The sequence below is a fragment of the Acinetobacter sp. 797_lipA genome (assembly GCF_058243025.1).
On record NZ_JBZAYQ010000001.1, the window covers coordinates 2,892,080 to 2,916,899 of the forward strand.

At 40.4% G+C, this 24,820-nt stretch carries 22 protein-coding genes; 3 read left to right on the forward strand and 19 right to left on the reverse strand.

Translation table 11 applies throughout. From position 1 onward, the window contains the following. Positions 1 to 59 precede the first annotated feature (59 nt). The 8 genes from AC4CU2_RS14365 to AC4CU2_RS14400 all read right to left on the reverse strand — a co-directional run bounded on the left by AC4CU2_RS14365 (position 60) and on the right by AC4CU2_RS14400 (position 7,725). The gene (locus tag AC4CU2_RS14365) at positions 60 to 1,097 is read right to left on the reverse strand and encodes a DUF932 domain-containing protein (RefSeq protein WP_490768986.1); all 1,038 of its coding nucleotides are present in this window, start codon (positions 1,095 to 1,097) and stop codon (positions 60 to 62) included. 88 nt (positions 1,098 to 1,185) lie between these two features. After that, complete coding sequence (locus AC4CU2_RS14370) at positions 1,186 to 1,485, reverse strand: hypothetical protein (RefSeq protein ID WP_004692366.1); 300 nt, start codon at positions 1,483 to 1,485, stop codon at positions 1,186 to 1,188. Positions 1,486 to 1,598: 113 nt separating this feature from the next. Continuing rightward, the gene (locus AC4CU2_RS14375) at positions 1,599 to 1,979 is read right to left on the reverse strand and encodes a hypothetical protein (RefSeq protein WP_490768987.1); all 381 of its coding nucleotides are present in this window, start codon (positions 1,977 to 1,979) and stop codon (positions 1,599 to 1,601) included. A gap of 11 nt (positions 1,980 to 1,990) precedes the next feature. Next, on the reverse strand, positions 1,991 to 2,569 hold the full coding sequence (locus AC4CU2_RS14380; RefSeq protein WP_490768988.1) for a hypothetical protein: 579 nt from the start codon (positions 2,567 to 2,569) through the stop codon (positions 1,991 to 1,993). Between the two features lie 18 nt (positions 2,570 to 2,587). Then, a complete protein-coding gene (locus AC4CU2_RS14385) occupies positions 2,588 to 2,848 on the reverse strand; it encodes a hypothetical protein (protein WP_087540846.1) in 261 nt (86 codons plus the stop codon). A 600-nt stretch (positions 2,849 to 3,448) separates the two neighbouring features. Next, positions 3,449 to 4,420: a hypothetical protein gene (locus AC4CU2_RS14390; RefSeq protein ID WP_490768989.1), complete on the reverse strand. Its 972-nt coding sequence runs from the start codon at positions 4,418 to 4,420 to the stop codon at positions 3,449 to 3,451. Between the two features lie 42 nt (positions 4,421 to 4,462). Beyond that, positions 4,463 to 5,464 carry a YagK/YfjJ domain-containing protein gene (locus tag AC4CU2_RS14395; RefSeq protein WP_490768990.1) on the reverse strand — a complete coding sequence of 334 codons (1,002 nt, stop codon included), beginning with the start codon at positions 5,462 to 5,464 and terminating at the stop codon, positions 4,463 to 4,465. 455 nt (positions 5,465 to 5,919) lie between these two features. After that, complete coding sequence (locus AC4CU2_RS14400; RefSeq protein WP_490768991.1) at positions 5,920 to 7,725, reverse strand: hypothetical protein; 1,806 nt, start codon at positions 7,723 to 7,725, stop codon at positions 5,920 to 5,922. Between the two features lie 186 nt (positions 7,726 to 7,911). Between AC4CU2_RS14400 and AC4CU2_RS14405 the strand changes: the two genes are divergently transcribed. Beyond that, complete coding sequence (locus tag AC4CU2_RS14405; protein ID WP_490768992.1) at positions 7,912 to 8,856, forward strand: hypothetical protein; 945 nt, start codon at positions 7,912 to 7,914, stop codon at positions 8,854 to 8,856. Between the two features lie 94 nt (positions 8,857 to 8,950). Here AC4CU2_RS14405 and AC4CU2_RS14410 read toward each other — a convergent pair whose 3' ends face one another. Further along, positions 8,951 to 9,832: a hypothetical protein gene (locus AC4CU2_RS14410; protein WP_490768993.1), complete on the reverse strand. Its 882-nt coding sequence runs from the start codon at positions 9,830 to 9,832 to the stop codon at positions 8,951 to 8,953. A 184-nt stretch (positions 9,833 to 10,016) separates the two neighbouring features. On the opposite strand from AC4CU2_RS14410, the gene AC4CU2_RS14415 reads away from it, so the two are divergent. Beyond that, positions 10,017 to 10,289, forward strand: coding sequence for a pyocin activator PrtN family protein (locus AC4CU2_RS14415; protein WP_004644614.1), 273 nt, complete (start codon positions 10,017 to 10,019; stop codon positions 10,287 to 10,289). Here AC4CU2_RS14415 and AC4CU2_RS14420 read toward each other — a convergent pair. Next, positions 10,273 to 11,421 (reverse strand): site-specific integrase, encoded by a 1,149-nt coding sequence (locus tag AC4CU2_RS14420; protein ID WP_043973256.1) that lies wholly within the window; start codon positions 11,419 to 11,421, stop codon positions 10,273 to 10,275. The genes AC4CU2_RS14415 and AC4CU2_RS14420 overlap by 17 nt on opposite strands. A gap of 133 nt (positions 11,422 to 11,554) precedes the next feature. Between AC4CU2_RS14420 and dusA the strand changes: the two genes are divergently transcribed. Further along, positions 11,555 to 12,577 (forward strand): tRNA dihydrouridine(20/20a) synthase DusA, encoded by a 1,023-nt coding sequence (dusA, locus tag AC4CU2_RS14425; protein WP_490768994.1) that lies wholly within the window; start codon positions 11,555 to 11,557, stop codon positions 12,575 to 12,577. A gap of 62 nt (positions 12,578 to 12,639) precedes the next feature. Here the strand turns inward: dusA and AC4CU2_RS14430 are convergent, their stop codons facing one another. The 9 genes from AC4CU2_RS14430 to AC4CU2_RS14470 all read right to left on the reverse strand — a co-directional run bounded on the left by AC4CU2_RS14430 (position 12,640) and on the right by AC4CU2_RS14470 (position 24,756). Beyond that, entirely contained in the window at positions 12,640 to 13,149 is a 510-nt protein-coding gene (locus AC4CU2_RS14430; RefSeq protein WP_078425181.1) for a hypothetical protein, read from the reverse strand. A 64-nt stretch (positions 13,150 to 13,213) separates the two neighbouring features. After that, positions 13,214 to 14,323: a DUF695 domain-containing protein gene (locus AC4CU2_RS14435; protein ID WP_176537148.1), complete on the reverse strand. Its 1,110-nt coding sequence runs from the start codon at positions 14,321 to 14,323 to the stop codon at positions 13,214 to 13,216. Positions 14,324 to 14,420: 97 nt separating this feature from the next. Then, entirely contained in the window at positions 14,421 to 15,188 is a 768-nt protein-coding gene (locus AC4CU2_RS14440; protein WP_010325913.1) for a tRNA threonylcarbamoyladenosine dehydratase, read from the reverse strand. A gap of 114 nt (positions 15,189 to 15,302) precedes the next feature. Next, positions 15,303 to 18,056 (reverse strand): aconitate hydratase AcnA, encoded by a 2,754-nt coding sequence (gene acnA / locus AC4CU2_RS14445; protein WP_490768995.1) that lies wholly within the window; start codon positions 18,054 to 18,056, stop codon positions 15,303 to 15,305. Positions 18,057 to 18,183: 127 nt separating this feature from the next. Then, positions 18,184 to 18,999, reverse strand: coding sequence for a TatD family hydrolase (locus tag AC4CU2_RS14450; protein ID WP_162494658.1), 816 nt, complete (start codon positions 18,997 to 18,999; stop codon positions 18,184 to 18,186). Positions 19,000 to 19,011: 12 nt separating this feature from the next. Then, positions 19,012 to 19,962, reverse strand: a complete 951-nt coding sequence (locus AC4CU2_RS14455) for an RsiV family protein (protein ID WP_490768996.1) — start codon at positions 19,960 to 19,962, stop codon at positions 19,012 to 19,014. A gap of 47 nt (positions 19,963 to 20,009) precedes the next feature. Continuing rightward, positions 20,010 to 20,828, reverse strand: coding sequence for a hypothetical protein (locus AC4CU2_RS14460; protein ID WP_490768997.1), 819 nt, complete (start codon positions 20,826 to 20,828; stop codon positions 20,010 to 20,012). 91 nt (positions 20,829 to 20,919) lie between these two features. Then, positions 20,920 to 22,509 carry a peptide chain release factor 3 gene (locus tag AC4CU2_RS14465; protein ID WP_004692398.1) on the reverse strand — a complete coding sequence of 530 codons (1,590 nt, stop codon included), beginning with the start codon at positions 22,507 to 22,509 and terminating at the stop codon, positions 20,920 to 20,922. 168 nt (positions 22,510 to 22,677) lie between these two features. Continuing rightward, positions 22,678 to 24,756, reverse strand: coding sequence for a bifunctional diguanylate cyclase/phosphodiesterase (locus AC4CU2_RS14470; RefSeq protein WP_490768998.1), 2,079 nt, complete (start codon positions 24,754 to 24,756; stop codon positions 22,678 to 22,680). Positions 24,757 to 24,820 lie beyond the last annotated feature (64 nt).

The window sequence follows — 24,820 nt, forward strand, 5'->3', positions numbered from 1 at the left end:
TAAAACGGCATAAAAAAGCCACATCCGAAGATGTGGCAAAGAGGGATACGAGATAAAATTTAGGCTGAAAGATATAAAGCTTGCTCCAATCCACGTTGTTTCAATGCTGCCCCTGCACCAAACCATGCCGAATCGAGGCGGTGATCAGTACTCATTGCTCGACGTTCATGGTCGACAAACTCGGTGATCGCACAAAGTAGTCCATAGGCGGTGTCTTTGGCTGAAGATAAGTCTGCTCCACGTCCCTGCCCATTAAACATATTCATGACTTTGGTCATGGCACGTCCATTCGGTTCAGTTTTATTGGGCTGTGGATTGGCTTGAGACGCGACATTACGATAGTACTGAATAATGTTATCCTCCTGTTCCATCGCACTTAGGCTATTGTTGTTAAATACCGCATCAAAATAAGCTGCTGCTTCTTTCTGGGTGACTTTACGTTGGGTGAGTTGTTTCATTTCATACATGTGGTCGTACCATGTCTTGACTGAAATACCGAGTTGATCTTTGACTTTATCAGCATCAAACTTGGTACTGTGTGGTACTTTGACCACGCCTGCATTGGAACTCTGTCCACGCAAGGCAATGGCTAAAGTGTTGTTACACACCACACGGATATTGGTGAATTGTGCGGTGGTCGCCAACGTACCGTCACATGCGGTTGCCAGCAGAATATAGCCATTGCTGACATCCCCACCTTTCAATTCTGCAGTTTGACCTGTACGTGCCAAGGCCCAGAACTTCTTCCCACCTTTTAAAACACCTGCGGTTTCCAGTTCAAAGCCTGATTGCTCAGTCAGATCACGGTAGAATTCCAGAATCTCCATCGGCTGGACTTCTTGATAACGCTGACTGACTACGGATAAAGGAGCATGGGTATCTGAACGGTACAGTACCCGTTGTTCTTCATACGGCATAATGATGCTTTGTCCACGATCATTTTTAGCCATGTAGCTGACATTGGATGATTCAATACGCCAATCCATCCCTGCCTGTTTGGCCCAGACTTCGATCGGTTGATTAGGTGTCAGTTTATTACCCAAATCATGCCAAGGGGTTTGTCCGACATACGCCATTTGTTCAATTTGATGTGCCATTTTGATTATTCCTAAAAAGAATGTGTAATGTGATGTTTTAAAGAATCGATTTATTCAACGATGTACCAGTGCAATGGCTGAGAAGTGATTACCTCGCCCATGCAAACTGTTGTTGGCAATCCAAGCAGACATACTGCTCGGCATTGCTGTAATATTTTTCATAGCAGTACTGACTGACAATAACCAATACACCACCCACCACAACACCGATGGCTGCGCCTGTAAAAGGCGGGAATCCTGCCTTTTTGGCAAGCTGCATGCCGAACAGCGCCATCTGTGTCGGTGAAATACAGCGTTGCAGTTGTTCGAAATAGTTGGCGTTTGCATGACTTGAATCAGTCTGTCTGACATGGGTGGACTGACAATAGGGGCATTGAATTAAGGACATTGAATATTCCTTGTTAAATGAATTGGGTACGAAAAGCTGAATTGAGGGCATAAAAAAACCGTGCCCATTGAGGACACGGTTTGATTTAAATTTTACTTTGTCGAGGAGAGTCGCTATTGAAAGCTATAGCTTGCAGTGCCTTTATCTGTCTCGACATCAACCTGCACCACATTGTCATAGCCACAACCGGTTAATTTCAGCCTTAAACGCAAACCCATTTTAAAATGCTGCGGATATTCCAATGATCGGCGATAACCTTCATAACTGCATTCACCGTTGTTGATCAGCACATTGGTCACATCAATCGGATCTGCACTGTTAGAACGGATCGTTAATACCGTAGCGGATTGATTTTGGGCATACCAGTTACTGGTATCAATTACATCGAGTTCGACCGTAAACGTGTTTGGATCAAGGCCAGCATTACAGCCACTCAACATGATGCCTGTCGTTGTAGTCACTGCGAAGAGTAAGGGTTTTAAAAGTTGCTTCATCAAATTCATCCTTAGCAGTAGTTATAGCTCACGCCATAATCGCCTGTATTTAAGTCAATGCTGGCCAGATGGATTTCACAGTCTGTGCCGTTATCAAATTTATAGACGTAGTAGCGATTACCCGCTTGCTCCGACTCCAGTGCGCCATGTTCTTGCAAGCTAAAGTCTTTCACTGATTTGCCTGTATCTTTTGCTGCTTTGGCAAAGACATAGCGTTGATACTTGTCTATGTTGTCCTGCTCAAACTGAGGCAGTTCGTCATAAGGCAGCATCGACAGCAAGGTATCGACAGACTTTAGGTTTTTATCAAATTCAAAACTCAGCAGCTCAGGTTCATGGTCTGCTGGACTCAGACTCTTGCTTCCCGTGGTCAATTCTTTGACATCAATCCCATCCACTTCCGCTGCGGGAATCTCGGTTGATGCGGCAGAAGTGGCGGATTCTAAAGGCTGTGCAGAGCTGGCCTCAGAAGTACTGGCTTGAACCGTTTTTTCAGTTACATGTTTGGGGCTGAAGAAATAGAAGCCTGCAATGCTGATCAGGGTCAGGGCTAAGATTGCCGCCAAGCCCAATATGGTTTTTTGGTTCATCTCAAATACTCCCCGTCTTTAGTTGGGTACAGTGACTTGACCATTCTGAGCATTAAAGTGAACGAAGCGTGGACAACCACCCTGAAAGTTCACCGTGAAATTGCGCCAACCACGGTTGCCCGGATTGGTTTTATACATGCACTGATACACTCCACCACCCAAATTGCGGGCCTTAACAAAATAGGCTTCGCTGGCTTGTGCAAACCAGCCTGCCTGCGTCAATGATGCGCCTGTAAGCAGTGATGAAATAAGGGCAGTTTTTAGGAAAGTTTTAAACATCATCATTTTCTCTTTTTATAGGCATCACTGGTCTTGGTCTTAATCAGACGCAGTGCTCCCCATGCATGAATGTTAGAATGAATATCTATGTTTTTTTGAAGTGTTATAGACGATAAAGCACACGGATCTATGCCCCTCAAAACAGCATGAGAGATTCATCTTCATATCGGTAATATGTACTTGAAAAAGTTTTATTCTTAGAAAGTTATCGACACAGCTATGCATTGACTGCACAGCATCAGGTCTAATCGCCAATCGGCACAAACATGAAAAAAGAGAAATATAAAAGACGGTATTGATGTAAGCGCATGGCGTACTCCTAGATGGTTTAGAAGTTCTACCAAGTCACTGTCAAATGATGGTGGCAGAACGAGAAAGGGTTGACAGACCAGTCATCTAGGAACCGGCACGCACAAGGCGTCCCTCCCTCGCCCTACCGCAACGAAGGGGGACGAACGAGTTCGCCACCAAAAAATTACTTTTTTGATGTGCTAGATGATAACGGTCTGTCAAAACCGACTGACGATGTAGGTCAGCAGGCTAAGGATAATCTGAGCATCTTAGATGCGTCAAGCAAGTACAGGAATGTAATATGAATTTTTAGCGTCGTACGGGTGCGCCGTGAAACCATTTAAAACCTTTAGGATAAACACAGATTCTATTGGCTAAACCTTCGCTACTGGTTTCTCGATCAGGCATCTCATCTAAAGCACTTAAAGGGTCTAAAGCTTGATCCTGAGCATTCCTTTTGATAATCAGTTGATATTCGTCTTCATGTTGATATTGCTGAAAGTCTACTAGTGGACAAAACGAAATCCCCCTATTTTGAGTTACTCTTTTCCACCAAATATCTATTTCTCGACTATACACTGAAGGTTCGCCATACAATAAGGGGTCGAAGGTTAGAAAGAATTTCACAACATAGCGTTGATCAACCCGAATAATCTGATAAAACGTAAATACGGCTTGGGCATTATACCAAGAGAGTTGTCTGAGCTGCTTTTGAAAGTGATAAAGCAAATTATTCCACCCAGAGATATCAATCCATTGATTGTGCAATCCTTCTAGACTCAGTTCAAATTTCAAATCAATAGCATTGGGATATATTTCACTCACCGCACAATAGGATTCACGAATTTTGTCGATCTGCTTCGTGTAATACTGGTTATACTGCTGGAGTTGTTCTAAAAAGCTTGCACTTTTAAATAACTTATTCAGTCGCTTCAAAATTTTATCAATATGTGCAGATGCTTGATCATTATAATGAGAAGCTGTGGTAGCACCCTCCATTGTAAAATAGGGAGTGCCTGTTTCTAGTAACACACTGCTGTAAGCACGATAAAAAGCATCCACCCAAAATGAAAACTTGTGCTGCCCTCCACAAGCCACCATCAGGATACGCCAATCATCAAAGTAGCTCATCAGTGCTTGTTTTAACTCCTGATTTAAAGCATTTTTATAATCTTTGAACTCGATACCTTCTGGAACCCGCTCAAACTTGAGTCGTTTGTAATGCTCAATCATGTTTTGTTCTAAGCGTACAGCTGCAAACTCTAATGCTAAATTACTCATGTGTTGTCCTATGAATGAATTGATTTCATAGAACTGGCACATTCATATTTTTTTAAACCAAACCTCCTCTTCCAGATTTACTAAAGCAGTCTGTGCATTCCATTCTTTGATTCTTCTATTTTCCTCAGTATCAGGTATAGGGCGACCGTGATGCTGATAATCTCCTTTATAAAAAGTTCTACGTCCTTGTGGTTTAACCAATAACGTCTGCCTGTATTTTTCAGGATCACTGAGATATGCAACGGTTTTTAAAGCATTATTGCCTTGATCAGGCTCTGTACGACGAATCATCCCAATCCCTAAAGTACCTTGATCGCGATAATTCTTTTTGTTTTCTGTCGTGTTGTTATTCCATCCATAGCCTTTCCCAAGCGTGATCTCCTGCCATTTTTCAATCACCCATTTAGCAATATTATAATCATTGCGATATTTGGACTCATTAATAACAAATGCCAGATGCACATGAAAGCCTTTGGTTATTCCATGCTCTAGCGCAATCGCATAAGTCAAAAGTGCATCAAAATATCCATTCTTATCCGTAATCAAATCACGTAATTTTTCGATATGCTGATAGAAGTCATATATCGTAATGTCTTTCAGACAATCTCTGGCATAGTATAAATCCACCCTGATCACCAATACTTCATGATGAGCTTTAATTGCACCTTCGAACTCCTCAAGTAACGCTACTCGATTCAATTCTTTCCGTCTTGTAAAGCTTTTGATCTCCTCACGTATTAGCCCTCGATGCGCATGCAGGATTCGTCTTAATGCCTTAATTTCGCCTATAGACAACCCTGATAGATATTTACCAAAGCTAAGCATTCCACGCTGGCTATCGACATGTTCTGTGACTGCAATAAACGCCCTAATCGATGCTGCGTACTCAATCCCTTCTTGTTTAAACGCTTCAAATGCACACCATAAGCGTTCGAGATTGAAAATGAACGCTTCATTAAACATATCAAAATTAAGACATACATCCACAAAGGTATGAATGGCATACATCACCCCTGCCTGATCATCTAAATCGAATTGCAACACGTTGAACTTCCTTAACTATGATTCACGTCATAGTTAAGCAATCGACTTATTTTTTTAAATGGAGTCCTTATCTCAAGTAAGGACAAGCCATCCATATATCGAATAGTGATCTCATCCTACATGGACTATTGGTCCCTATCATCATCCATATTGGGTATATATTCAGATCTGAATGACATGTCTAACTGTTCTTGTTATCTGTATGAGTAACAGTGATTGTATTGATATATCTAGTATTTATAGTTCTATACGCTATAGTCATTAATCTATTATTAGTATTAATAATCTCTATATTAATAGTATATAAAACCGTCTTGGCGTAAAAGCAATAATGATAGCCCAGCCGATCAGCACGATTTCTAAATCTTCGGCTAAGCTAGGCTTTTTATATGTTTAACGTTACGATAGTTAGGTCAGAAAAATGGTTTTTCCAAAAAAAACTTAGCGCAAAAAAACTATTCGAATAATGACAAACAGTGTTGATACAGCAGTCCGTAATTTTTAAGTTCTGCCAGTGTTGGTGAAGTTTCTGTTATTTGCTGTGTAGGAAAATCAAAGCGAGTTCCATCCTGAAAGGGTTCTTGAAACGCCAATTCACTTAAGAAATACCTGTTAGCTTCCGCATGCTGATCAGGGACAAAGCAACAGCTGTATGTATTCTGTATAAATGACCGAGGTAAAATCCTAAAAGGCGTCACTATTTCAGTTGCATTTACCAACACCCTTCCCAAACTACTTTTAGTTGCACTGAGCTTTTGGTCAATATCAGAATGTTTCCGCATACATTGCTGAAAAAAATAAATTTGGTTATATGCAATTAGATCCATAAGGGCCATTAAAAACTGATGAATTCTGGACTGCTCAGCATTTAACTTGAAGGTGATCATTGATTCAATTTTATCAGACTCATTTTTTAGCGTCATATCCTCTTTGATTGTTTTGATTTGAGTCGCTTGCAATGAATACGGATAGAGAAAGTCTGTGCACCCTAAACGCTCAAAGCTTTCATTATCGATTACTACTGGGTTAGCTTCTTTCAGCAATTTAAAAAGCGATTTATTCCGACTGTATATCTGGCAGCACCACTGCTCAAGCATGCTTTGAAAAAGACCTAAGCGGTTGTTCATCCCGCTGAGTTTAGTATGCTGGATAGATGCTAAATGACCCAAAACCGCCTCATCCTTCAAAATATTTTCATGCGGCTTTAAATAAAACGTCGCTGATAATGGGTTCTCTGGATGTAACCGCTTTAGCTCGACATAATGATCATATAACTTCATTATTTCCTGCTGTTGTAACACAACATAATTTGCATAACCTACAGCATCACGAGACCGAAGAATAAACGGTTTCATCCAGCACAAAGGATCATGTAACAAATAATAGTTTTTGCAATTCAACACCTTCAAGCCAACATCTGAATCTTCACTTTTAGTGTTTGACAACAAGTCGCTCTTTGGATTCAGCATAGTAAAAATAGAGGCCACTTTCTGAACTTCAAAAACATGCGGCTGGGGGTACTTCAAAATATAAAATTTGCCGTAGATCGCAGCATCCCCCAAAAACCTATGCGAAAGGTTTAAAGCGTATATTGGAGACTCTGTTTGAATAAAACTATTTCGAATTGCGCCATCCGCTTGGCAGCGGATAAATCCGTTTTTTTTAAGCTGCTGTATAGCGCGATAAATAGATTGTTTGCTTAAACCCGTGGCTCGCTCAATTTCAACAATTCCACACCCTATAACAATCCCAAACGAGTCTGCACCGTAAAGCAACCGTAATAAAACAAGATAACTTCGATAATCAAGATAGCAGTCGATCTCTATTTTTTTAGGTGAATTGCTAATACTTATGCCATCACTCTTTATAAATAAAGTCTGAATTAATTTTAATAAAGGGATCTGCCTAACCATACGCTTATTACTATTTTCTAACCATTCAATAGACGTGGCTGAATCAAGCCTTATATAAGTAAGATTAAGTTGTAAATGACGAACTCTAGACCTTTTTCCAGTTTCAGGAAAATCTATTTTTAATATTCCCTGTTGTTCCAACTCATTCAATACACCCCGTAATTTTTTAACCTGTATGCCGATCACTTTTGATAATTCACCGAGTGGCAATGATGTACTTCCGATTCCAAAATTTCTGATAAACGTGATTAATGCCCAAAAAGCATAGGCTGAAATTTGCCCCTCCACCCTTTGATAGAAAGCCATAAATAGCGCCAAAAAGCGCTGTTCAGAATCCTGAATACTCATGCTAAAAATTCCCACACACCAAGTTCTCCTTTGGGTATATGTATTTTACAGCAATAATGATAGGCATGAAATGATAATTGAAATTTGTTTTTTTAACAGTTACTGTATAATTAATATTTACTTAATATTTACTTAATATTTAATTACTGATATATAAATGTTAAGTAAATATTTATGAATTTTAAAATGGCACGACCACATTTAACCTTAGATAAATGGTTATCGACTGACACGGACTTAAAAAAAGATTTCTTGGATCAAGAGAGCTACATGAAGGAAAGTCTATTAAGTAAGCTTGATAAACCTGGCCAAAAGATTGTTTACATATCTACAAATCACCCCCAACCTAGATCACATGAGAATTTAATATCATATTCTCTACAAAACCTGGCTAGGACATCCCACATAAACGAAATATTTACAAACCCCCTCATATGTGTGACAACAAATTTTATTATTAAAACTAATGATGAACATTTTTCAATTTTAAAAAAGAAATTCCTTTTATTTAAATACCACTCTGAGAAAAAGAAAGCCAACCGTATCACCAAACAAATCACAATGAACGAAAATATATTAAAACAACTTGAGACAATTAAAAAAAATTGTAAGTTTAAAAGTCTAGATAACTGTTTAGAATTTTTAATTGAAGCACATAATTTTAAATTAAGTGAAAAAGATAAAATAATATCAAGACTCAAAAAAGAACAGAATTCAAATCATGATTCTAATTTAAAGCAAGAATTGAAATTAAAGGATGAAAAAATTACAGAACTCGAAAAAGAGCTCGTGCACCAAAAAAATATCATCCACGAAAACATGAGCAAATCTGCAAAAGAGTTTGAGGAACACCTAATTCAATTGGCTACAAATAAAACCATTGAATTAGAGAGAATTAAAGCTTTTTTAGGCGTGATTAACGAAGCAGATCAACAAAGCATTAACCAAACTCTTGCACCCGAAGCACTTAGCGAAATTGAAACTCAATTGAGAAATGAATGCGCAAAACAAAAGCAATTTTTAACAATGAAAAATCGATCAAATTTAAATGATGCTTTAGGATTTGATCAGCATCATCAATATGGCAATACCGTACAAAATGACGATGAAGTTGTACCAACTCAAACCTGAGCTAACAGTTACTCATTTCTAGGAGCAAGCAGCAATAGTACACCTCATCCACTTGCTGCCTAAGAACGAGCCCCCCTCATCACCTCAATGATATTCATAATTGAACTTGGATAATCTCTTTCAATAAATCAGGACGACGCCTTAAGTGATTGACCAGCACTTCATCGCAATATGCTGTATTAAATGGGAGTTGCTTTTGCTGTGGAAAATACCGCTCTGGATGCTGTAGAAACTGTTCCCATTTTTTATTTTCATTCTGTAATTCCCTGATCTGGTTTAGATAGGTTCTATCCTGAATTTTAAATGACACACCAAAATCATCATCTTCACAGGTGTCTTTATTTTCGTTATTTTTTCTGGCTTCTGTTAAATCTAAAATTTTCTGTTTATTTGTCTCTAATCTGCTTTGAACCCATTGCAAATCAAACTTTCTAAACTTGATTTGCAGCGTGGGTAAAATCAGTTGTACTGCCTGCGAAGCATTTTTAAATCTGCCATTTTTTTGAGCATAACCAGTTAATTCTGAATAGAATATTTCAAGCTTTTTATGCAACAGCGGCGCATATCGTTTTCTTATATTCAAAATTCCATTGATTCTACGCTTCAAACTCGGGTTATAGGTGTAGACTCTACCGCCTTCATCAACAACCAACTCAATATATTTATTTAATATTTCAGAATATTTCTCATTAATCTGCTGCTGTCTATAATCACGAATCCCCTCTATTACCGTATTAATTTGACCAAGCAAATTCAGCAAGTCCTGTACCGAATACGTTTCACCAAAGAACTGCATTTGGCTATGCTCTACCATCAGTTCAACCAAAAATTCGCGTTCTGACGCTTCAAACTCAGTCTTTGAGTCAGGATCGCTTATTATTTTATGTTCTCTTAAAAAACGTCCAGCATGATCCAAAAAGCAATTCAGAATTTCATCCTGCAATTGCTCAAAATCAAGAAGTGTGCAATTTTTCATTTATGAATCTAAATAATGTTTTCAATATGTTATACCACAACTCTAGTAAAATATTATTTCTAATTATTAGTATTACATAAAGACCTACATCAAAAAAATAAGATTAAGACATAGGGATGGTCAGCCTTACTTCAAAGGTGACCCATTCAAATTAAAAAAGTTTTATGTATGGAATACCCACTTCATGAATTGCTTTCAAATTAATACTACCGAACTACTTTTTATAAAGTATCGTTCTATGACCGTTGAACTAATGACAGTAGTTTCTGACTATTATCCCCACCTCAGCAAAGCCGAAGCACTGAGAAAAGCGAATAATCAACAATTCCCTTTCTCAGTATTCAAAATAGATAAAAGTAAACGTGCTCCATTTTTGGTACACATTAAGGATCTTGCTGCTGTCTTGGATAAGCAATATTCAGAGGCATCCAAAGATTTTGCTACGTTTCATCGATGAGGCGTAGCACCTCCTCCAACTGTAATATATTTCTTCTCGCTTTCACTGATACATAACGCTGTAAACTCCCCCAAGAATCGTGCAAACTTACTTTCTGAATTTCAGGAATAGTAAAACTCTGTTCAGCTAATCGAGTACAGCCTTCATGTCTCAAGTCATGAAATCGTAAATCTTCAATCCCCAAAATTTTACAAGCTTCTCTAAACTCTTTACCCAAACTTTTGGGATTCAAAGGCAATAACAAATTTTCATTATGTCCAAGCTTTAGCATCCGTTCTCGAACTTCTGAATGTTTCAGTCTTTTGATCAGCTCCTTACAAGGATCAAGTACATCAAATGACTTATGATTACCTTTAGAACCATTAGGATTCTTTAAATCATGCACTTTCCACGTTGAATGATGTGGGTCATAATCTCGAAGATACAATCGTGTTAATTCAGCTTCACGTCTGCATGAGAAAATTGCAAACCACATAATCAAATGCATTGGGTATTTAGAGCCATAACGATTTAGCTTCCATCGTTCTGCAAAATACTTCGTCAATGCAATCAATTCATCTCTCGAAGGCAGTCGGTCTCTTTTTTGACTGGAGGATATTTGACGTGTTTTTCTTAACTGAGCAGTAGCCTTATCGAAGCTATTTAAATCAATATCCATTTCCCACATAACAGCAGCATGAGAAAGAACACCTCTGATATGTAAAAGCTCATGTTGCAGTGTACTAGTCGCAATAGGTTCAAGATCGAGGTACGGAATTCCACCCTTCCTTAAAGCCACATGCTCGGCCAAATGTACTGATTTTATTTTTGTGATAATATTGCGCGCAATTGGTAGCTTCTTAATTAAGAGCAGAGAATAGCGTTTCGTCCTTCCGTACTCGCTCCCGACTTCATCCAAATATTTATCTATGGCATCTGATAAGGTCAGATCAATCAACTTTTCTTTGCCAAGCAAAATATCAGGATTTTCTTGAATCTCGACTTCTCGTTTCTTAATCCAGTTTTCAGCTAATTTCTTTGAGTGAAATGTTTTACTTTCAGAAAAAGCAGGAAAGCCCTTTCGAGTGATTCGAATCGCAGCACGATAGTTAACTTTACCATCTGCACCTTTCCTTGCTGTAATTGAACCCATAATTTACACCAAAAGCTATTTTTTCTATTATGGTGTAAAATTTGGTGTAAATGCAAACGGATTCACCCACCTAAACACAGGTTCAAACAAATTCTCGCAGGTTGCAGAATATAGATTAAAGGTATGATTTTTAATGACTATTAACAAAAACATTGAAAACACTCAATCTCCGAGAATCAGCGTAGCCCCGATGATGGATTGGACAACCAAAGACTATCGTTTCTTTGCGCGTTTATTTAACCCGAATGTCATCCTTTATACCGAAATGGTGACCACTGGCGCGATTCTGTTTGGCGGTGCAAATCGCCATCTCGACTATAACAATGAAGAACACCCGATCATTTTACAATTGGGTGGATCTAACCCTAAAGACCTAGCCACTTGTACCAAAATGGCACAAGACTGGGGTTATGATGAAGTCAATTTAAATGTCGGCTGTCCAAGTGACCGTGTACAAAACAATAAAATTGGTGCCTGCCTCATGGCAGAACCTGACCTCGTTGCAGAATGTATCGCTGAAATGCAAAATGCAGTAGATATTCGAGTGACGGTAAAACACCGTATCGGGATTGATGACATGCATTCTTATGAAGAAATGCTGCATTTTGTTGATACCGTGGCCAAAACGGGCTGTGATAATTTTATTGTACACGCGCGTATTGCCTTGCTTCAGGGACTTTCTCCGAAAGAAAACCGTGACGTTCCGCCACTACGTTATGAAGATGTCTATCGTTTAAAGCAAGAACGTCCAAATCTATTGATTGAGATTAATGGCGGGATCAAAACCTTTGCTGAAACACAGGAACATCTCAAACATGTGGATGGTGTGATGATTGGTCGTGAGGCCTACCATAATCCCTACCTTTTGGCAGAGCTGGGACAGCTGTGGAATTTGGATCTACCTGATCGCTTTGAAATTATTGACCAAATGCTGCCGTATATTGCAAAGCGTATGGCTGAGGGTGCGCCATTGTCGATTATCACGCGCCATATTTTGGGTTTATTCCAAAACCTTCCGGGTGCTCGAAAATGGCGTCAGGCTTTAAGTGGTGGTAATGCCAAGACTTTTGCCGATGTTGAAAATGCAATTCTTAACATTAAAGACGCAATGCAACGCACCGAAGATTATTTAAAAGAACACACTCTAGCTCAGTAATTTAGAACGTTGATCTAAACGAAAAAAGCGAAGCATCTGCTTCGCTTTTTTATGTTTCACCGTTATAGCCGAGTACAAGCTTTCACTAAAGCACGCTTGTGTATATTGGTGACACATTTTATTGTTTCAGTCTTAAAATCATAATGATAGGAAATATACTTTCCTGCAATAAGCTCGCTGACAAAGGGTTCTTTTCTAAAGTAAGCCGTAGTTATACAACCATGTAAATCAGGGGTGGCATTTACTTTAATCTGTTCAACAAATTGACTTTGCTGATGAATTTGATCCTGTAATTTTAAAATACGATTCATATTTTGAAATTCTACGGATTGAGCAATCTGTTGTATATTTTTAAAATGACAAGCCTGCGTGACATCATCATGATGCTGATGCATTGACCAAACCAATAATGACTGTATATCACTCATCATTTCTTTGGCTTCATTGACCTGATTTAAAACATAAAAATGACGAACGGTTGAGTAAATAGCATATACAACACCACAACTCAAAATGATCCCTAAAGCCACTATTTTAACATCAAGTTTGGAATGCCCTGAAAGATGAGTCATGGAGTTGCTTTATCCCGTTATATTTTAAAAGTGCTTCAGGCGAACTCTTCTTTTAAATAAGAGCTTAACCGGTAAATTTACTCAGAGCACGCCAGTATTTGTCTTTAAACAGACTGACCTCTATTTCAAAGTTGTCTTTATATTTTTCAATTACTTGATCAATGACTTTGGATGGCTTTCGAAACTCTTTACACGCAAAATATATGGTTCTTAAGTGATTACCCGTTTCACGACCAATATTTAAATAGCCATCCACATCCTTAAGCTCTTGTAATAATTCGTCTTCTATCAAATTCAGTAGCTCATAATCTGTAGATGCAGGCATGCCATTTGAATGCTGACCATCATAAGAGATTTCAATCAACATCATCCACGGATGTGAGGCTTTTTGATCCCATGTTAAAAGTGTACGATTTAAAGTCGCCAGCAACGGTAGACCTTCATTGGTTTCACCTTCCAAACTGACAAATTCATCAGCATCCGTATTTGAACGGGTAATTTTATCTAGTCTTGAAATTTCGCTACTTTTTAAAATTAAAATCTTTTTGAGCAAGTGAATCGGTAGCAATTCTTTTTCGGCACCTTGCTTAGACTGCACAGAAACATTGTCTAATTTGGTGATCGCATCATACTCGCCCAAATAGTTATCGAGGAAAATATACACAGCCTGTAAAAACGCATCGTTTTCAGCTGGATTATATTCATCATGTACCACAATCAGATCTATCTCATCGGGATACTCGGCTTGCTGATTAAAATAAAAAGACAAAGTCTGCTGACTAAACTCATAGCCATGCATATTAATCCCGACTTGATGAATATCGCTTTCAGGTTTAAGCGCAGTGAACTTCCACCCTGCAATCTCAGGTGCAGCTGCAATCAGCTCTTCCACAAAAACAATATTTGGAATGATGCCATCGGGGGTAAGAATTAATTCAGCTGTTTGCGGGGTCAGCATGCCCGTCAGAAAAAAGATGCCGCTATGGACTTTTTCCAATTCAGGCGTCAATCGATCAAAGAAATCCCGCTCGATTTCAGTTTTACTGCCTTGATTCACAATGTGGTGAAAATGCTGTTGATGCTGCTGAAACCATTGCCAAAATGCAGTATATGCATTTTCATTCGCAGGCGTTTTTTGTTTTTGAGAACCCCATAATTTTTTTAAAAAGCTCATTTTTTTTCTCTTTTTTCTATTGGTTTCAATATTTTTTGTGGTCTATGGACTGTATCAATATATCGATGTATACAGTCCAATTAAACCTAAAACAGTATTATTGTTTCGCTTTCATTCCATCTAGTTTTTTCAACACTTCCGCCACTGCCACCATCGCAAAGCTTGAAGTCACCACCACCGCAGAACCATAGCCACCACAGCGTAGGCCTGCACTTGGACACACATCTGCGCTGGAAAATGGATTATCGATGGAATAGACACAGCTAATGCCGAACTTTTCTTTTGGTTTTTTACAAATCCCCATGCCACGCAACTGAGTTCGAAGCTTTGCTAACATGGGATCTTGTTCGGTTTTAGACAGATCAGCCACTCGGATTTTCAATGGGTCGAGCTTCCCCCCGGCTCCCCCTGAAACAATCAATGGGATCTTATTAAAACGACAGTGCAACATCAGTGCTAATTTAGCTTTGACGTCATCAATACAATCTAAAATTAAGTCTGGTCGATGTTCTAAAATTTCTTTGACATTTTCTGGGGTCAAATAGTCATCGATCAAATTGATTTTGATCCGTGGATTGATGGATCGACAACGCTCGGCCATCACTTCAATTTTTTCATGACCCAAGGTTGAGCTCATGGCTGGCAATTGACGGTTAATATTGGAAGCCGCAATCGAGTCCATATCAACCAGTGTTAATTCTCCAACGCCTGTACGCGCTAAAGCCTCGACTGCCCACGAACCTACACCACCAATTCCGATCACCATCACATGACTTTTTTCATAATATGAAAAGGCCTCGTCTCCATAAATTTTGGCTACACCAGCAAAACGGCGGTCATATTCATCATGTTGCAGATCAGTCATGCGTACATCTATATCGGTAAAATCGTGTTCATTTTACCTGAATACGACCTTGGATTGAATGTATCGCTACAAACAATAAAGCCCTGCTACTGACAGGACTTTATTACATTGAGATTAGGCTGCAATTAAATTACGCAGTACATAATGCAAAATACCGCCAGCTTTAAAGTATTCCACCTCATTCAAGGTATCAATACGGCACAACACTGTAAATTGGTCTTGGCTGCCATCTTCTCGAAGCACCTGAATATCCAAAGTTTGATGCGGCTGAATATCATCCGACAGTCCATGAATCGAAAGTATTTCACGACCTGTCAAATTTAAGGATTGGCGCGTTTGTCCATCGACAAATTGCAATGGCAATACTCCCATACCAACCAAATTCGAACGGTGAATTCGTTCAAAACTTTCGGCAATCACCGCTTTAACCCCCAATAAGTTCGTGCCTTTGGCAGCCCAGTCACGTGATGAGCCTGTGCCATACTCTTTCCCAGCAATAATGATTAATGGCGTATGCTGCTGCTGATAAAGCATAGAAGCATCATAAATCGGCAAGGTTTCTCCTGTTGGAATATAGATCGTGTTTCCACCTTCTTCACCGCCCAACATTTCATTCTTAATGCGGATATTGGCAAAAGTGCCTCGCATCATCACTTCATGATTCCCACGTCGAGACCCGTAAGAGTTGAAGTCTTTGGGTTCAACCCCTTGTTGTTGCAAATAGCGTCCTGCGGGGCTGTCTTTCTTGATATTACCCGCTGGGGAAATATGATCGGTGGTGACCGAGTCTCCAAGCACAGCCAAAATACGTGCCTGTTCAATATTGGTAATCGGTTTCGGTGGCTGATCTATCTCTTCAAAAAATGGCGGGTGGCGAATATAGGTTGAATTCTCTTGCCAAGCATAGGTCTGACTTTGAGGAATCTGAATCGCCTGCCATGCTGCATCACCATCAAATACTGCGGCATATTCTTTATGGAACATCGCGGTATTTACGCTCTGTAGCGCATGATCAATTTCAGCCTGACTCGGCCAAATATCTTTCAAATAGACTGCTTGCCCATCTTTGCCTAGACCAATCGGTTGTGTAGTCAAATCTGTACGGATATTGCCCGTCAAACCATAAGCCACCACCAAAGGCGGCGAAGCCAACCAGTTGGTTTTCACCAGAGGATGCACACGCCCTTCAAAGTTACGGTTGCCTGAAAGCACTGAAGCGACATTGAGATCATGGCACTGTATGGCTTCTTCAATCGGTTCAGGCAGTGGTCCAGAGTTCCCAATACACGTGGTACAGCCATAACCGACTAGGTTATAACCCAATTCATCCAAATACGGTGTTAAACCTGCCGCAGCCAAATAATCGGTCACGACTTTAGAACCAGGTGCAAGCGAACTTTTCACCCACGGTTTACGCTGTAGGCCTTTTTCAATGGCTTTTTTGGCGAGGAGTCCTGCAGCCAACATCACGCTCGGATTGGATGTATTGGTACATGAGGTGATGGCTGAAATCACCACATCACCATGATTCAAGGGGTAGGATTTTCCATCAATGGTGCAAGATGGCTCCTCATGCGGTAGATTAGCTTTTTTAGCTTCAACAGCTGTGCCACCACCTTCATTTTCTAAACGCTCTTTCGCCTCTTTGGCGGGCTTTAGCGTTAGTTCCATCAAATCATGAAAAGTTTTAGGTACATCTGCTAGCAAGACACGATCTTGCGGACGTTTAGGGCCTGCCAAACTGGCCTGCACTGTACTCATGTCCAAGCTCAAAGTATCGGTAAAAACGGGTTCATCACCTGCATTTCGCCATAAGCCCTGCGCTTTACTATACGCTTCAACCAAATCAATCCGTTGCTGCTCACGACCCGTCAACGCTAAATAGGCCAAGGTCACGTCATCAATCGGGAAGAAACCACAGGTTGCACCATATTCAGGGGCCATATTGGCAATAGTCGCGCGGTCAGCCAAAGGCAAGTCGGCCAAACCATCGCCATAGAATTCAACAAATTTACCAACCACGCCTTTTTGGCGTAGCATTTGTGTGATGGTTAAAACCAAATCCGTTGCGGTAATGCCTTCATTGAGTTTTCCTGTGAGTTTGAAACCGATGACTTCAGGAATTAACATGGATACAGGCTGCCCGAGCATCGCCGCTTCAGCTTCAATCCCGCCAACACCCCAGCCCAACACGCCTAAGCCATTGATCATGGTGGTATGTGAATCTGTTCCCACCAAGGTATCAGGGAACGCAAAAGTTTGTCCCTCATCCTCCCCTAGCCATACCGCTTGAGCCAGATACTCTAAATTGACTTGATGGCAAATCCCAGTACCCGGCGGGACAACGCTAAAGTTATTAAAGGCCGATTGTCCCCAGCGTAGGAATTGATAACGCTCACCATTGCGTTGCATTTCAATTTCGACATTTTCAGCAAAGGCATCTTTATCCGCAAAATGATCGACCATCACGGAATGATCAATCACCAAATCGACAGGGGACAAAGGATTAATCAAATTCGGATCGCCACCCGCTTGTGCGATTGCAGCACGCATGGCTGCCAAGTCAACCACGGCAGGAACCCCAGTGAAATCCTGCATCAGTACACGTGCAGGCCGATATTGAATTTCTTGATCAGAGCTTCTGTTTTTTTGCCAATCGACTAGGGCTTGAATATGCTCTACTTTTACACTTTTTTGATCTTCAAAACGGAGTAAATTTTCGAGTAAGACCTTTAAAGACTTGGGTAATTGATCAATATTACCCAATGTTTGGGCGGCTTGAGGGAGGTTAAAAATTTGATAGGATTTTTCACCCACCGTGAGTGTTTGTAATGCATTGAAACTATTGATTTTGCTATATCTGGCCATTCGGTTGCCCTCCCAGTATTGGCGAATTTATTTATTATGATGTTCTTTCTTTAATGTAAGCCTGTTTAGAAAAGAATGTGTTCCCTTTTGGTTATCTTATTTTTATCGAGATTATTGTCTTATTCTTCTAAAATTTTAAATGCAATGCAGCCAATGAGTTTTGCCAGAGTTGAGCTGCTAGCGAGCGCTCAGACTGATCCAGTGTCTGTGCGAGACTCTCCAAAACATAAGGTAAATTCACTGGCGTATTGCGGGTACGGTGCTCAGTCGATGTTTGACAACACAACGGCGTCATATCAGGACAGTCCGTTTCAATCACCAAATGTTCACTACCAAGTGCTTGCACCACTTGATGCAATTTTTTGGCGTTTGGATTAGTGATTTGCCCTGTCACCCCAATTTTAAAACCGAGTTTGACCAAGGCCTTGGCTTCTTCCACCCCACCACTAAAGGCATGAGCGATACCACCAAATTTGAATTTTTGGGCTTTTAAAATGGCAATGCTTTCTGCATGTGCTTTGCGAATATGTAATAACACTGGCTTTTGATATTGCTGAGCAAGTTCCAGTTGTTCAGAAAAATAAGATTGCTGCTTGGCGAAAAGTGCAGGCTGTTTATGCTCTTTTAAAAAGGTGTCTAAACCAATTTCACCCACAGCCACACAGTCCTGCTGCTGCAAAACCTGTTCTAAACGTTGTAAGTGTTCAGTCTGATGCTGTTCGATATAAAACGGATGTAAACCTGGGGCAAGATAAGAGCATGGAACATTCTTCCAGCTTTTTAATTGCTGATGGGTCTGAATCAGCGCATCAAATCGTGATTCAAGAAAACCAATAAGGACCAGTGCCTCTACCCCAACACATTTTGCTTGCTCGGCCAAATGCTGCCGATCAGTATCAAAATCGGCAACATCAAAATGAGTGTGGGTGTCGAACAGAGGCAAGCTCATGCTTGATTAGCTCTTGGCTCCTGAAGCAGCCTGTGCGCTCTGTTTGGCTTTGGGTAAATACTCAGGCTTTAAAATTTTCTGGAGTTGATCATAGCCAAGAGTTAAGCGCGGTAAACCCACCACATAAGGGCCAATTTCATACTCGCCATATTGCAAAATCAGACCTTCAGTGCCCAAGTAATAATTGTTACTCAAGCTAAACTTCCACGCTTGCTCATATTCATCGACATTGGTCGCTAACTTAGAGTCCACAACCCAAGCACGAAAGGCTTCATGCGCTACTCTATTTAACGCCGCCTTCTGATTCGGCAACAATAGATCATCCAGACTCACCAGTTTTTGCTGCTTCAAGTCAAAATTATAATAATGCTGTGACGATGAACCATGTGCACCGCCTAAGTAGCTGCTGGTGTTCAATACCACCGTGGCCAAAGGATCTTTGGCATTTAGAATTTTAGGCTTAATCATCAAACTAATTTGATGGTTAGAACTTAAGGCTTTCAACTCTTGGTCTAAACCCAGAAAAGCGGCCAAATAAGGTTGGACTTGTTTCTCTAGTTTCAGCTTAGGCGTGAGGACTTGGCCCACTACCGCAGGTTCAGAACTTGCCGCCACCGCACTTGATGCCGTGGTATCAGAACTGCTATGCATAGGCGAAATATCAATAATCTGCGAGAGATCTTTCACAATTTGTTGATCAATAAAATCATCAATAAATGCTTGATTACTTTGTAAACGGTCAATGTTTAATTCTGGGCAAGCATTGCCATCGCATTCAGGTAATTCGAATTGTAATTTTTCGGTGTCACCGACCAGCTTTAAGGCTGTTTCTATCTCTGAAGCCGCTGTGGTTTGCGTTGCAGGAGTTTGAGGCTCTTTATCTTTTGGTTGGCAGGCTGTCAAACTAATGGCAGCTGCAAGTACGCTGATTGTCAATATTGTTTTGCTTTTTAACATATATAACCTATTACCTTGTGAAGCCGGCTCTTGCTTTGGCCAATGCACTAAAACAACTGGGTATAGACATCGGCTTTTAATACCTGTTGAGTTTGTGCTTTCGTCAAATAAATATCAAGCTGAGTGCCATCTTTTACAATCTCATGAGTCCGATAATGTAAACCGATGCCCTCTTGGTCAAAAAACCAATCTGCTTGCCCCCAGTACAACTTCGCTGGTGCAGATTTTCTCACTTCAGGTTCTTGTTTCTTCAGCCAGTCTTGATATGCATTTTGCACCAACACATTCATCGCCAGTTGCTGTTTCGGGTGAATTAAATCTAATAATGCCACCGCTTTTTGGTTTTTACGATCCGCAACAAAGAAATAATAACGTTCCTTAACATTTACATTCTCTTGATTGGTATCAACCCCAATTTGCATGAGCACAAACTGATTGCGCTGATACGGTATACGCGTATACATTGCCAAGCTATAAGCCTTGTTACCCTTGAATTCGGCTTGCCATGTATCCGACTTTTTCACATAGGCATTAATGGCTTGCTGTAAGCTCATGTCTTGTTTTAAGCCAATTTGATCTTGAATCACGCGAGCCTGACTTTTGGCAATCCATTGGTTTAACCACGGATCTGCCGTTGTTAAACTTTGCAGATCTAATTCAATACAATTCTTGGTTTCACAAAATGGCTGTGCAATATCCGCCGCTTGTTGCTGAATATTTAAATACGGTAATACCTCAGCCTGCTCTGTTTTAAATACCGAGCTTTTGGAATCTGCGTCTATTTCAGATTGTTTAGAGGAGTCACATGCCGTCAATACGACAGTCAAACTCACCAATATTGTATAAATAGCCTGTTTCTGCAACATGCGTCTTCCATGAAATTCATGATTAAAATTAAAGTATCTTGCATAATAAAACAGCTTCACGAAGAAGCTGTTTTATTTTTTAACATCCCGATTAGTGTTCGCGGGTATTGCGGAACACGATGTCTGGATAGCGCTCTTGCATCAGTTGTAAGTTCACACGACTCGGTGCCAAGTAGGTCAAGTGACCACCGCCATCTACCGATAATTGATCATGTGCTTTTTTCTTAAATTCATTGAATTTTTTGTCATCATCACATGACACCCAACGCACTGTATTAATACTCACAGGCTCGTAGACGCAATCGACTTTGTATTCTTCTTTCAAACGGTATGCCACCACTTCAAACTGAAGCACACCCACTGCACCCACAATCAAGTCATTGCTATTTTGCGGCATGAAGACCTGTGTTGCACCTTCTTCTGAAAGTTCTTTTAAGCCTTTTTGTAACTGTTTCGATTTCAATGGATCTTTCAAACGTACACGGCGGAACATTTCAGGGGCGAAGTGCGGAATACCCGTAAATTGCAATTTTTCACCTGAGGTGAAGGTATCGCCAATTTGAATTGTACCGTGGTTATGTAAACCAATAATGTCACCCGGCCATGCTTCTTCTAGATGCTGACGATCACCAGCCAAGAAAGTCAAAGCATCACTAATACGCACATCTTTATCTAGACGCACATGCTTCATTTTCAAACCTTTTTCATATTTGCCTGAACAAATACGCATAAAGGCAATACGGTCACGGTGTTTCGGGTCCATATTGGCTTGAATTTTAAAAACAAAGCCAGTAAAACCCTCTTCAGTTGCTTCAACCAAACGATTTTCTGTTGGGTGCGCTTTAGGTTCAGGCGCATAGTTGCTAAATGCATCTAACACATGGTCTACACCAAAGTTACCTAATGCTGTACCAAACAATACAGGCGTTTGACGACCCGCAAGGAACTCTGTGCGGTCTAAAGGCTCATTGGCCATTTGCACCAACTCTAGAGACTCTTCAAATGCCGCCCAAGCCAGCTCACCGACTTTTTCACGTAAGTCTGGATAGTCATAACCATCACGGACTTCGATTTCGGTAATGGTTGAACCAAAACCTGCTTTATACACATAAAACTTTTCTTCGATCAGGTTAAACACCCCAGCGAAGTCGCGACCGGTACCGAGCGGCCAAGTGATCGGCACACATTTAATTTTGAGAACGTTTTCAATTTCATCCAACAGCTCTAAAGGCTCACGGATTTCACGGTCCATTTTGTTCACAAATGAAATGATCGGTGTGTCACGCATACGACACACTTCCATCAGTTTCACGGTACGATCTTCGACACCTTTTGCACCGTCAATTACCATCAAAGCTGAATCGACTGCCGTTAAGGTACGATACGTATCTTCCGAGAAGTCTTCGTGTCCCGGCGTATCCAGCAGGTTGATCATCTTGTCTTTAAATGGAAACTGCATGACAGAGGTGGTGATCGAAATACCACGTTCTTTTTCCATTTCCATCCAGTCCGAAGTGGCTGCACGGTCCGATTTACGGCTTTTCACCATACCTGCAATCTGAATGGCCTGTCCCCACAACAGCAATTTTTCTGTCATGGTGGTCTTACCAGCATCGGGGTGGGAAATAATCGCAAAGGTGCGACGCTGCGCAACTTGCGCGGCTAATTCATTTTTAAACATAAATTAAATCTGCAATTGATCATAGCCCTCATGGTCGATACGACCACAAAGTCCTATAAAAGAAATTCTAAATTGGGCTAATTGTATCCGAATACCGCTTGAGCTTCTATTGTCTTTTATCGAGCGAAGCGAGAAAGCACCTCACGCCAAAGCGTTTCAATCAACGGCTTAATTGAAATAAGTTGACGATGTGTACTCAAACTCTTCTAAGCGCTTAACATCCATAGGCATACCCAACAAATAGCCTTGTAATTGCTGACAGCCTAACCGCGACAAGATTTCCATTTGCAAAGGACTTTCTACACCTTCTGCCGTCACGACTAAGCCTAAGCGAATCGCTAGATGAACAATACTTTCTAAGATCATTTCATCTTTTGAGCCAACAGTCAGCTCATGAATAAAACCGCGATCAATCTTCAACTCATCTACAGGTAGGTTTTTTAAATATAAAAAGCTAGAATGTCCTGTCCCAAAGTCATCAATCGCCAAACGAATCCCCATTTCACGTAAACGCTGTAAGGTACGAATGCTAGCTTCGATATGGTGCATGGCCGTACTTTCAGTGATTTCAATAATTAAATGATTTGGATTGACTTTGTATTTATCAAAAAGATGCTCAAGATTATTAAATAAATGCTTATGCTCAAACTGCACCGCCGATAAATTCACAGCAATTGGATACAGTTCAATTTTCTCTCGTTCCCAAATTTGTAGTTGCTTACACGCTTGCTCCAAAGCCCAATACCCCATCTGGATAATCAACCCTGTTTTCTCTGCGCCTTTAATAAACATATTAGGGGTCAACAAACCTAAAGTCGGATGCTTCCAGCGAATCAATGCCTCGACCCCACAAATCCGTTGATCTTGGATGGTAAATTTGGGCTGATAATACAAAACAAACTGTTGTTCTTCTACGGCTTTATACAAGTCATTAATCAGCTTAGTTTGGCTTTTCGCTTCTTGTTGGTCAAAACTGTAGTTAAAAATAGAATAGGTATTTCGTCCCTGATATTTTGAGGTCAGCATCGCTGCATCGGCATTAATCAATAAATCTTGCAAATTACTACCATGCTCAGGATACATCGCAATACCAATACTGGCCGACACATTGATTTCTTTACCCGCAATCAAAAAGCTATCTTGAATCAACTCCAGTACGTGCTCGGCCATTTGGCACGCTTGCTCAGCAGTCGCCTGCTCCAGTACCATTAGAAACTCGTCCCCACCAATTCTGAGAATTTTTTCATTTTTACTTAAGTTACGATGAATCCGAGTGGTTAGTTGAACCAATAATTGATCCCCAACATGATGTCCAAAGACATCATTCACGGCTTTAAAGCGGTCTAAATCGATATACAAAAAGGCGATACTTTCATTTCGGAGGCGGTGATCTGTAAATAAGAAATGGGCGTATTCTGCCAAATACAATCGATTGGGGAGCTTGGTTAAATTGTCCTGTACCGCCTGATTTGCCAACTCTTTATTGGCCAGAGAGAGTTGAATATTACGCTCTTCCAAACGCTGCTCCAACACCGCAACAACAAATGCCGCCACCAAAATCAAACAGGTAATAAAGATAACAACAAATAAAACAATGCTTTGACCTGCTTCAAGGGGCATCACCAGCTTGTCACTATGGGTTGGATAGAACGAGACTGCTAGCATACCGGTATAATGCATACTCACGATGGTCAAGGTCATCATCCCTGCAACATACCATTGGTACAACAGTTTCTTACTGACTGCACTTTTATATTTAAAGATCAGCCAAAAAGTTAAACCCGAGCCACTAATGGCAAGTAAAATAGAAAAAACTGTTAATAAAGGATCGTAAACACTCTGATAGCCCTCAATAATCAGCCCCATCATGCCAGTATAATGCATGCCCGAAATACCAAGCCCCATCAATACCGACCCCAAAACCAATCTTAAAAAAGGTAAGGTCTGACGCGTGGTCAACCAAATTGAAAAAACAGATGCAATAAAAGCAATAAAAAAAGAAAGAATTGTCAGTGCAGGGTCAAAATAACTATGCGTCGGCAAATCACAAGCCAACATACCCACAAAATGCATGGCCCAAATGGCACAGCCTAAGAAAAAACTACTGAGTAAAATGAGCACTGTTTGAAATTTTTTACGCCAAGTACGAAATAATAAGCGTTCGGTCGACACTGCAAAAAAACACGCCAACAATGCCACAACAATTGAACCTAATACCAAACTAAAATCGTAATGCACATGCATCATATAAAATGTCCGTATTAATTTCTCTTTTTCTTCATTTATATCCTTTTTATCAAAGGCGAAAAGC

Bases quoted from the DNA above. Each gene is read 5' to 3' on its own strand.
- dusA (WP_490768994.1), top strand. From the start codon at position 11,555: ATGACTATTAACAAAAACATTGAAAACACTCAATCTCCGAGAATCAGC.
- AC4CU2_RS14465 (WP_004692398.1), bottom strand. From the start codon at position 22,509: ATGTTTAAAAATGAATTAGCCGCGCAAGTTGCGCAGCGTCGCACCTTT.
- AC4CU2_RS14380 (WP_490768988.1), bottom strand. From the start codon at position 2,569: ATGAACCAAAAAACCATATTGGGCTTGGCGGCAATCTTAGCCCTGACC.
- AC4CU2_RS14470 (WP_490768998.1), bottom strand. From the start codon at position 24,756: ATGATGCATGTGCATTACGATTTTAGTTTGGTATTAGGTTCAATTGTT.
- AC4CU2_RS14370 (WP_004692366.1), bottom strand. From the start codon at position 1,485: ATGTCCTTAATTCAATGCCCCTATTGTCAGTCCACCCATGTCAGACAG.
- AC4CU2_RS14455 (WP_490768996.1), bottom strand. From the start codon at position 19,962: ATGTTAAAAAGCAAAACAATATTGACAATCAGCGTACTTGCAGCTGCC.
- AC4CU2_RS14365 (WP_490768986.1), bottom strand. From the start codon at position 1,097: ATGGCACATCAAATTGAACAAATGGCGTATGTCGGACAAACCCCTTGG.
- AC4CU2_RS14390 (WP_490768989.1), bottom strand. From the start codon at position 4,420: ATGAGTAATTTAGCATTAGAGTTTGCAGCTGTACGCTTAGAACAAAAC.
- AC4CU2_RS14430 (WP_078425181.1), bottom strand. From the start codon at position 13,149: ATGACTCATCTTTCAGGGCATTCCAAACTTGATGTTAAAATAGTGGCT.
- AC4CU2_RS14415 (WP_004644614.1), top strand. From the start codon at position 10,017: ATGAATTGCTTTCAAATTAATACTACCGAACTACTTTTTATAAAGTAT.
- AC4CU2_RS14420 (WP_043973256.1), bottom strand. From the start codon at position 11,421: ATGGGTTCAATTACAGCAAGGAAAGGTGCAGATGGTAAAGTTAACTAT.
- acnA (WP_490768995.1), bottom strand. From the start codon at position 18,056: ATGGCCAGATATAGCAAAATCAATAGTTTCAATGCATTACAAACACTC.
- AC4CU2_RS14385 (WP_087540846.1), bottom strand. From the start codon at position 2,848: ATGTTTAAAACTTTCCTAAAAACTGCCCTTATTTCATCACTGCTTACA.
- AC4CU2_RS14435 (WP_176537148.1), bottom strand. From the start codon at position 14,323: ATGAGCTTTTTAAAAAAATTATGGGGTTCTCAAAAACAAAAAACGCCT.
- AC4CU2_RS14405 (WP_490768992.1), top strand. From the start codon at position 7,912: ATGGCACGACCACATTTAACCTTAGATAAATGGTTATCGACTGACACG.
- AC4CU2_RS14400 (WP_490768991.1), bottom strand. From the start codon at position 7,725: ATGAGTATTCAGGATTCTGAACAGCGCTTTTTGGCGCTATTTATGGCT.
- AC4CU2_RS14375 (WP_490768987.1), bottom strand. From the start codon at position 1,979: ATGAAGCAACTTTTAAAACCCTTACTCTTCGCAGTGACTACAACGACA.
- AC4CU2_RS14410 (WP_490768993.1), bottom strand. From the start codon at position 9,832: ATGAAAAATTGCACACTTCTTGATTTTGAGCAATTGCAGGATGAAATT.
- AC4CU2_RS14460 (WP_490768997.1), bottom strand. From the start codon at position 20,828: ATGTTGCAGAAACAGGCTATTTATACAATATTGGTGAGTTTGACTGTC.
- AC4CU2_RS14440 (WP_010325913.1), bottom strand. From the start codon at position 15,188: ATGACTGATCTGCAACATGATGAATATGACCGCCGTTTTGCTGGTGTA.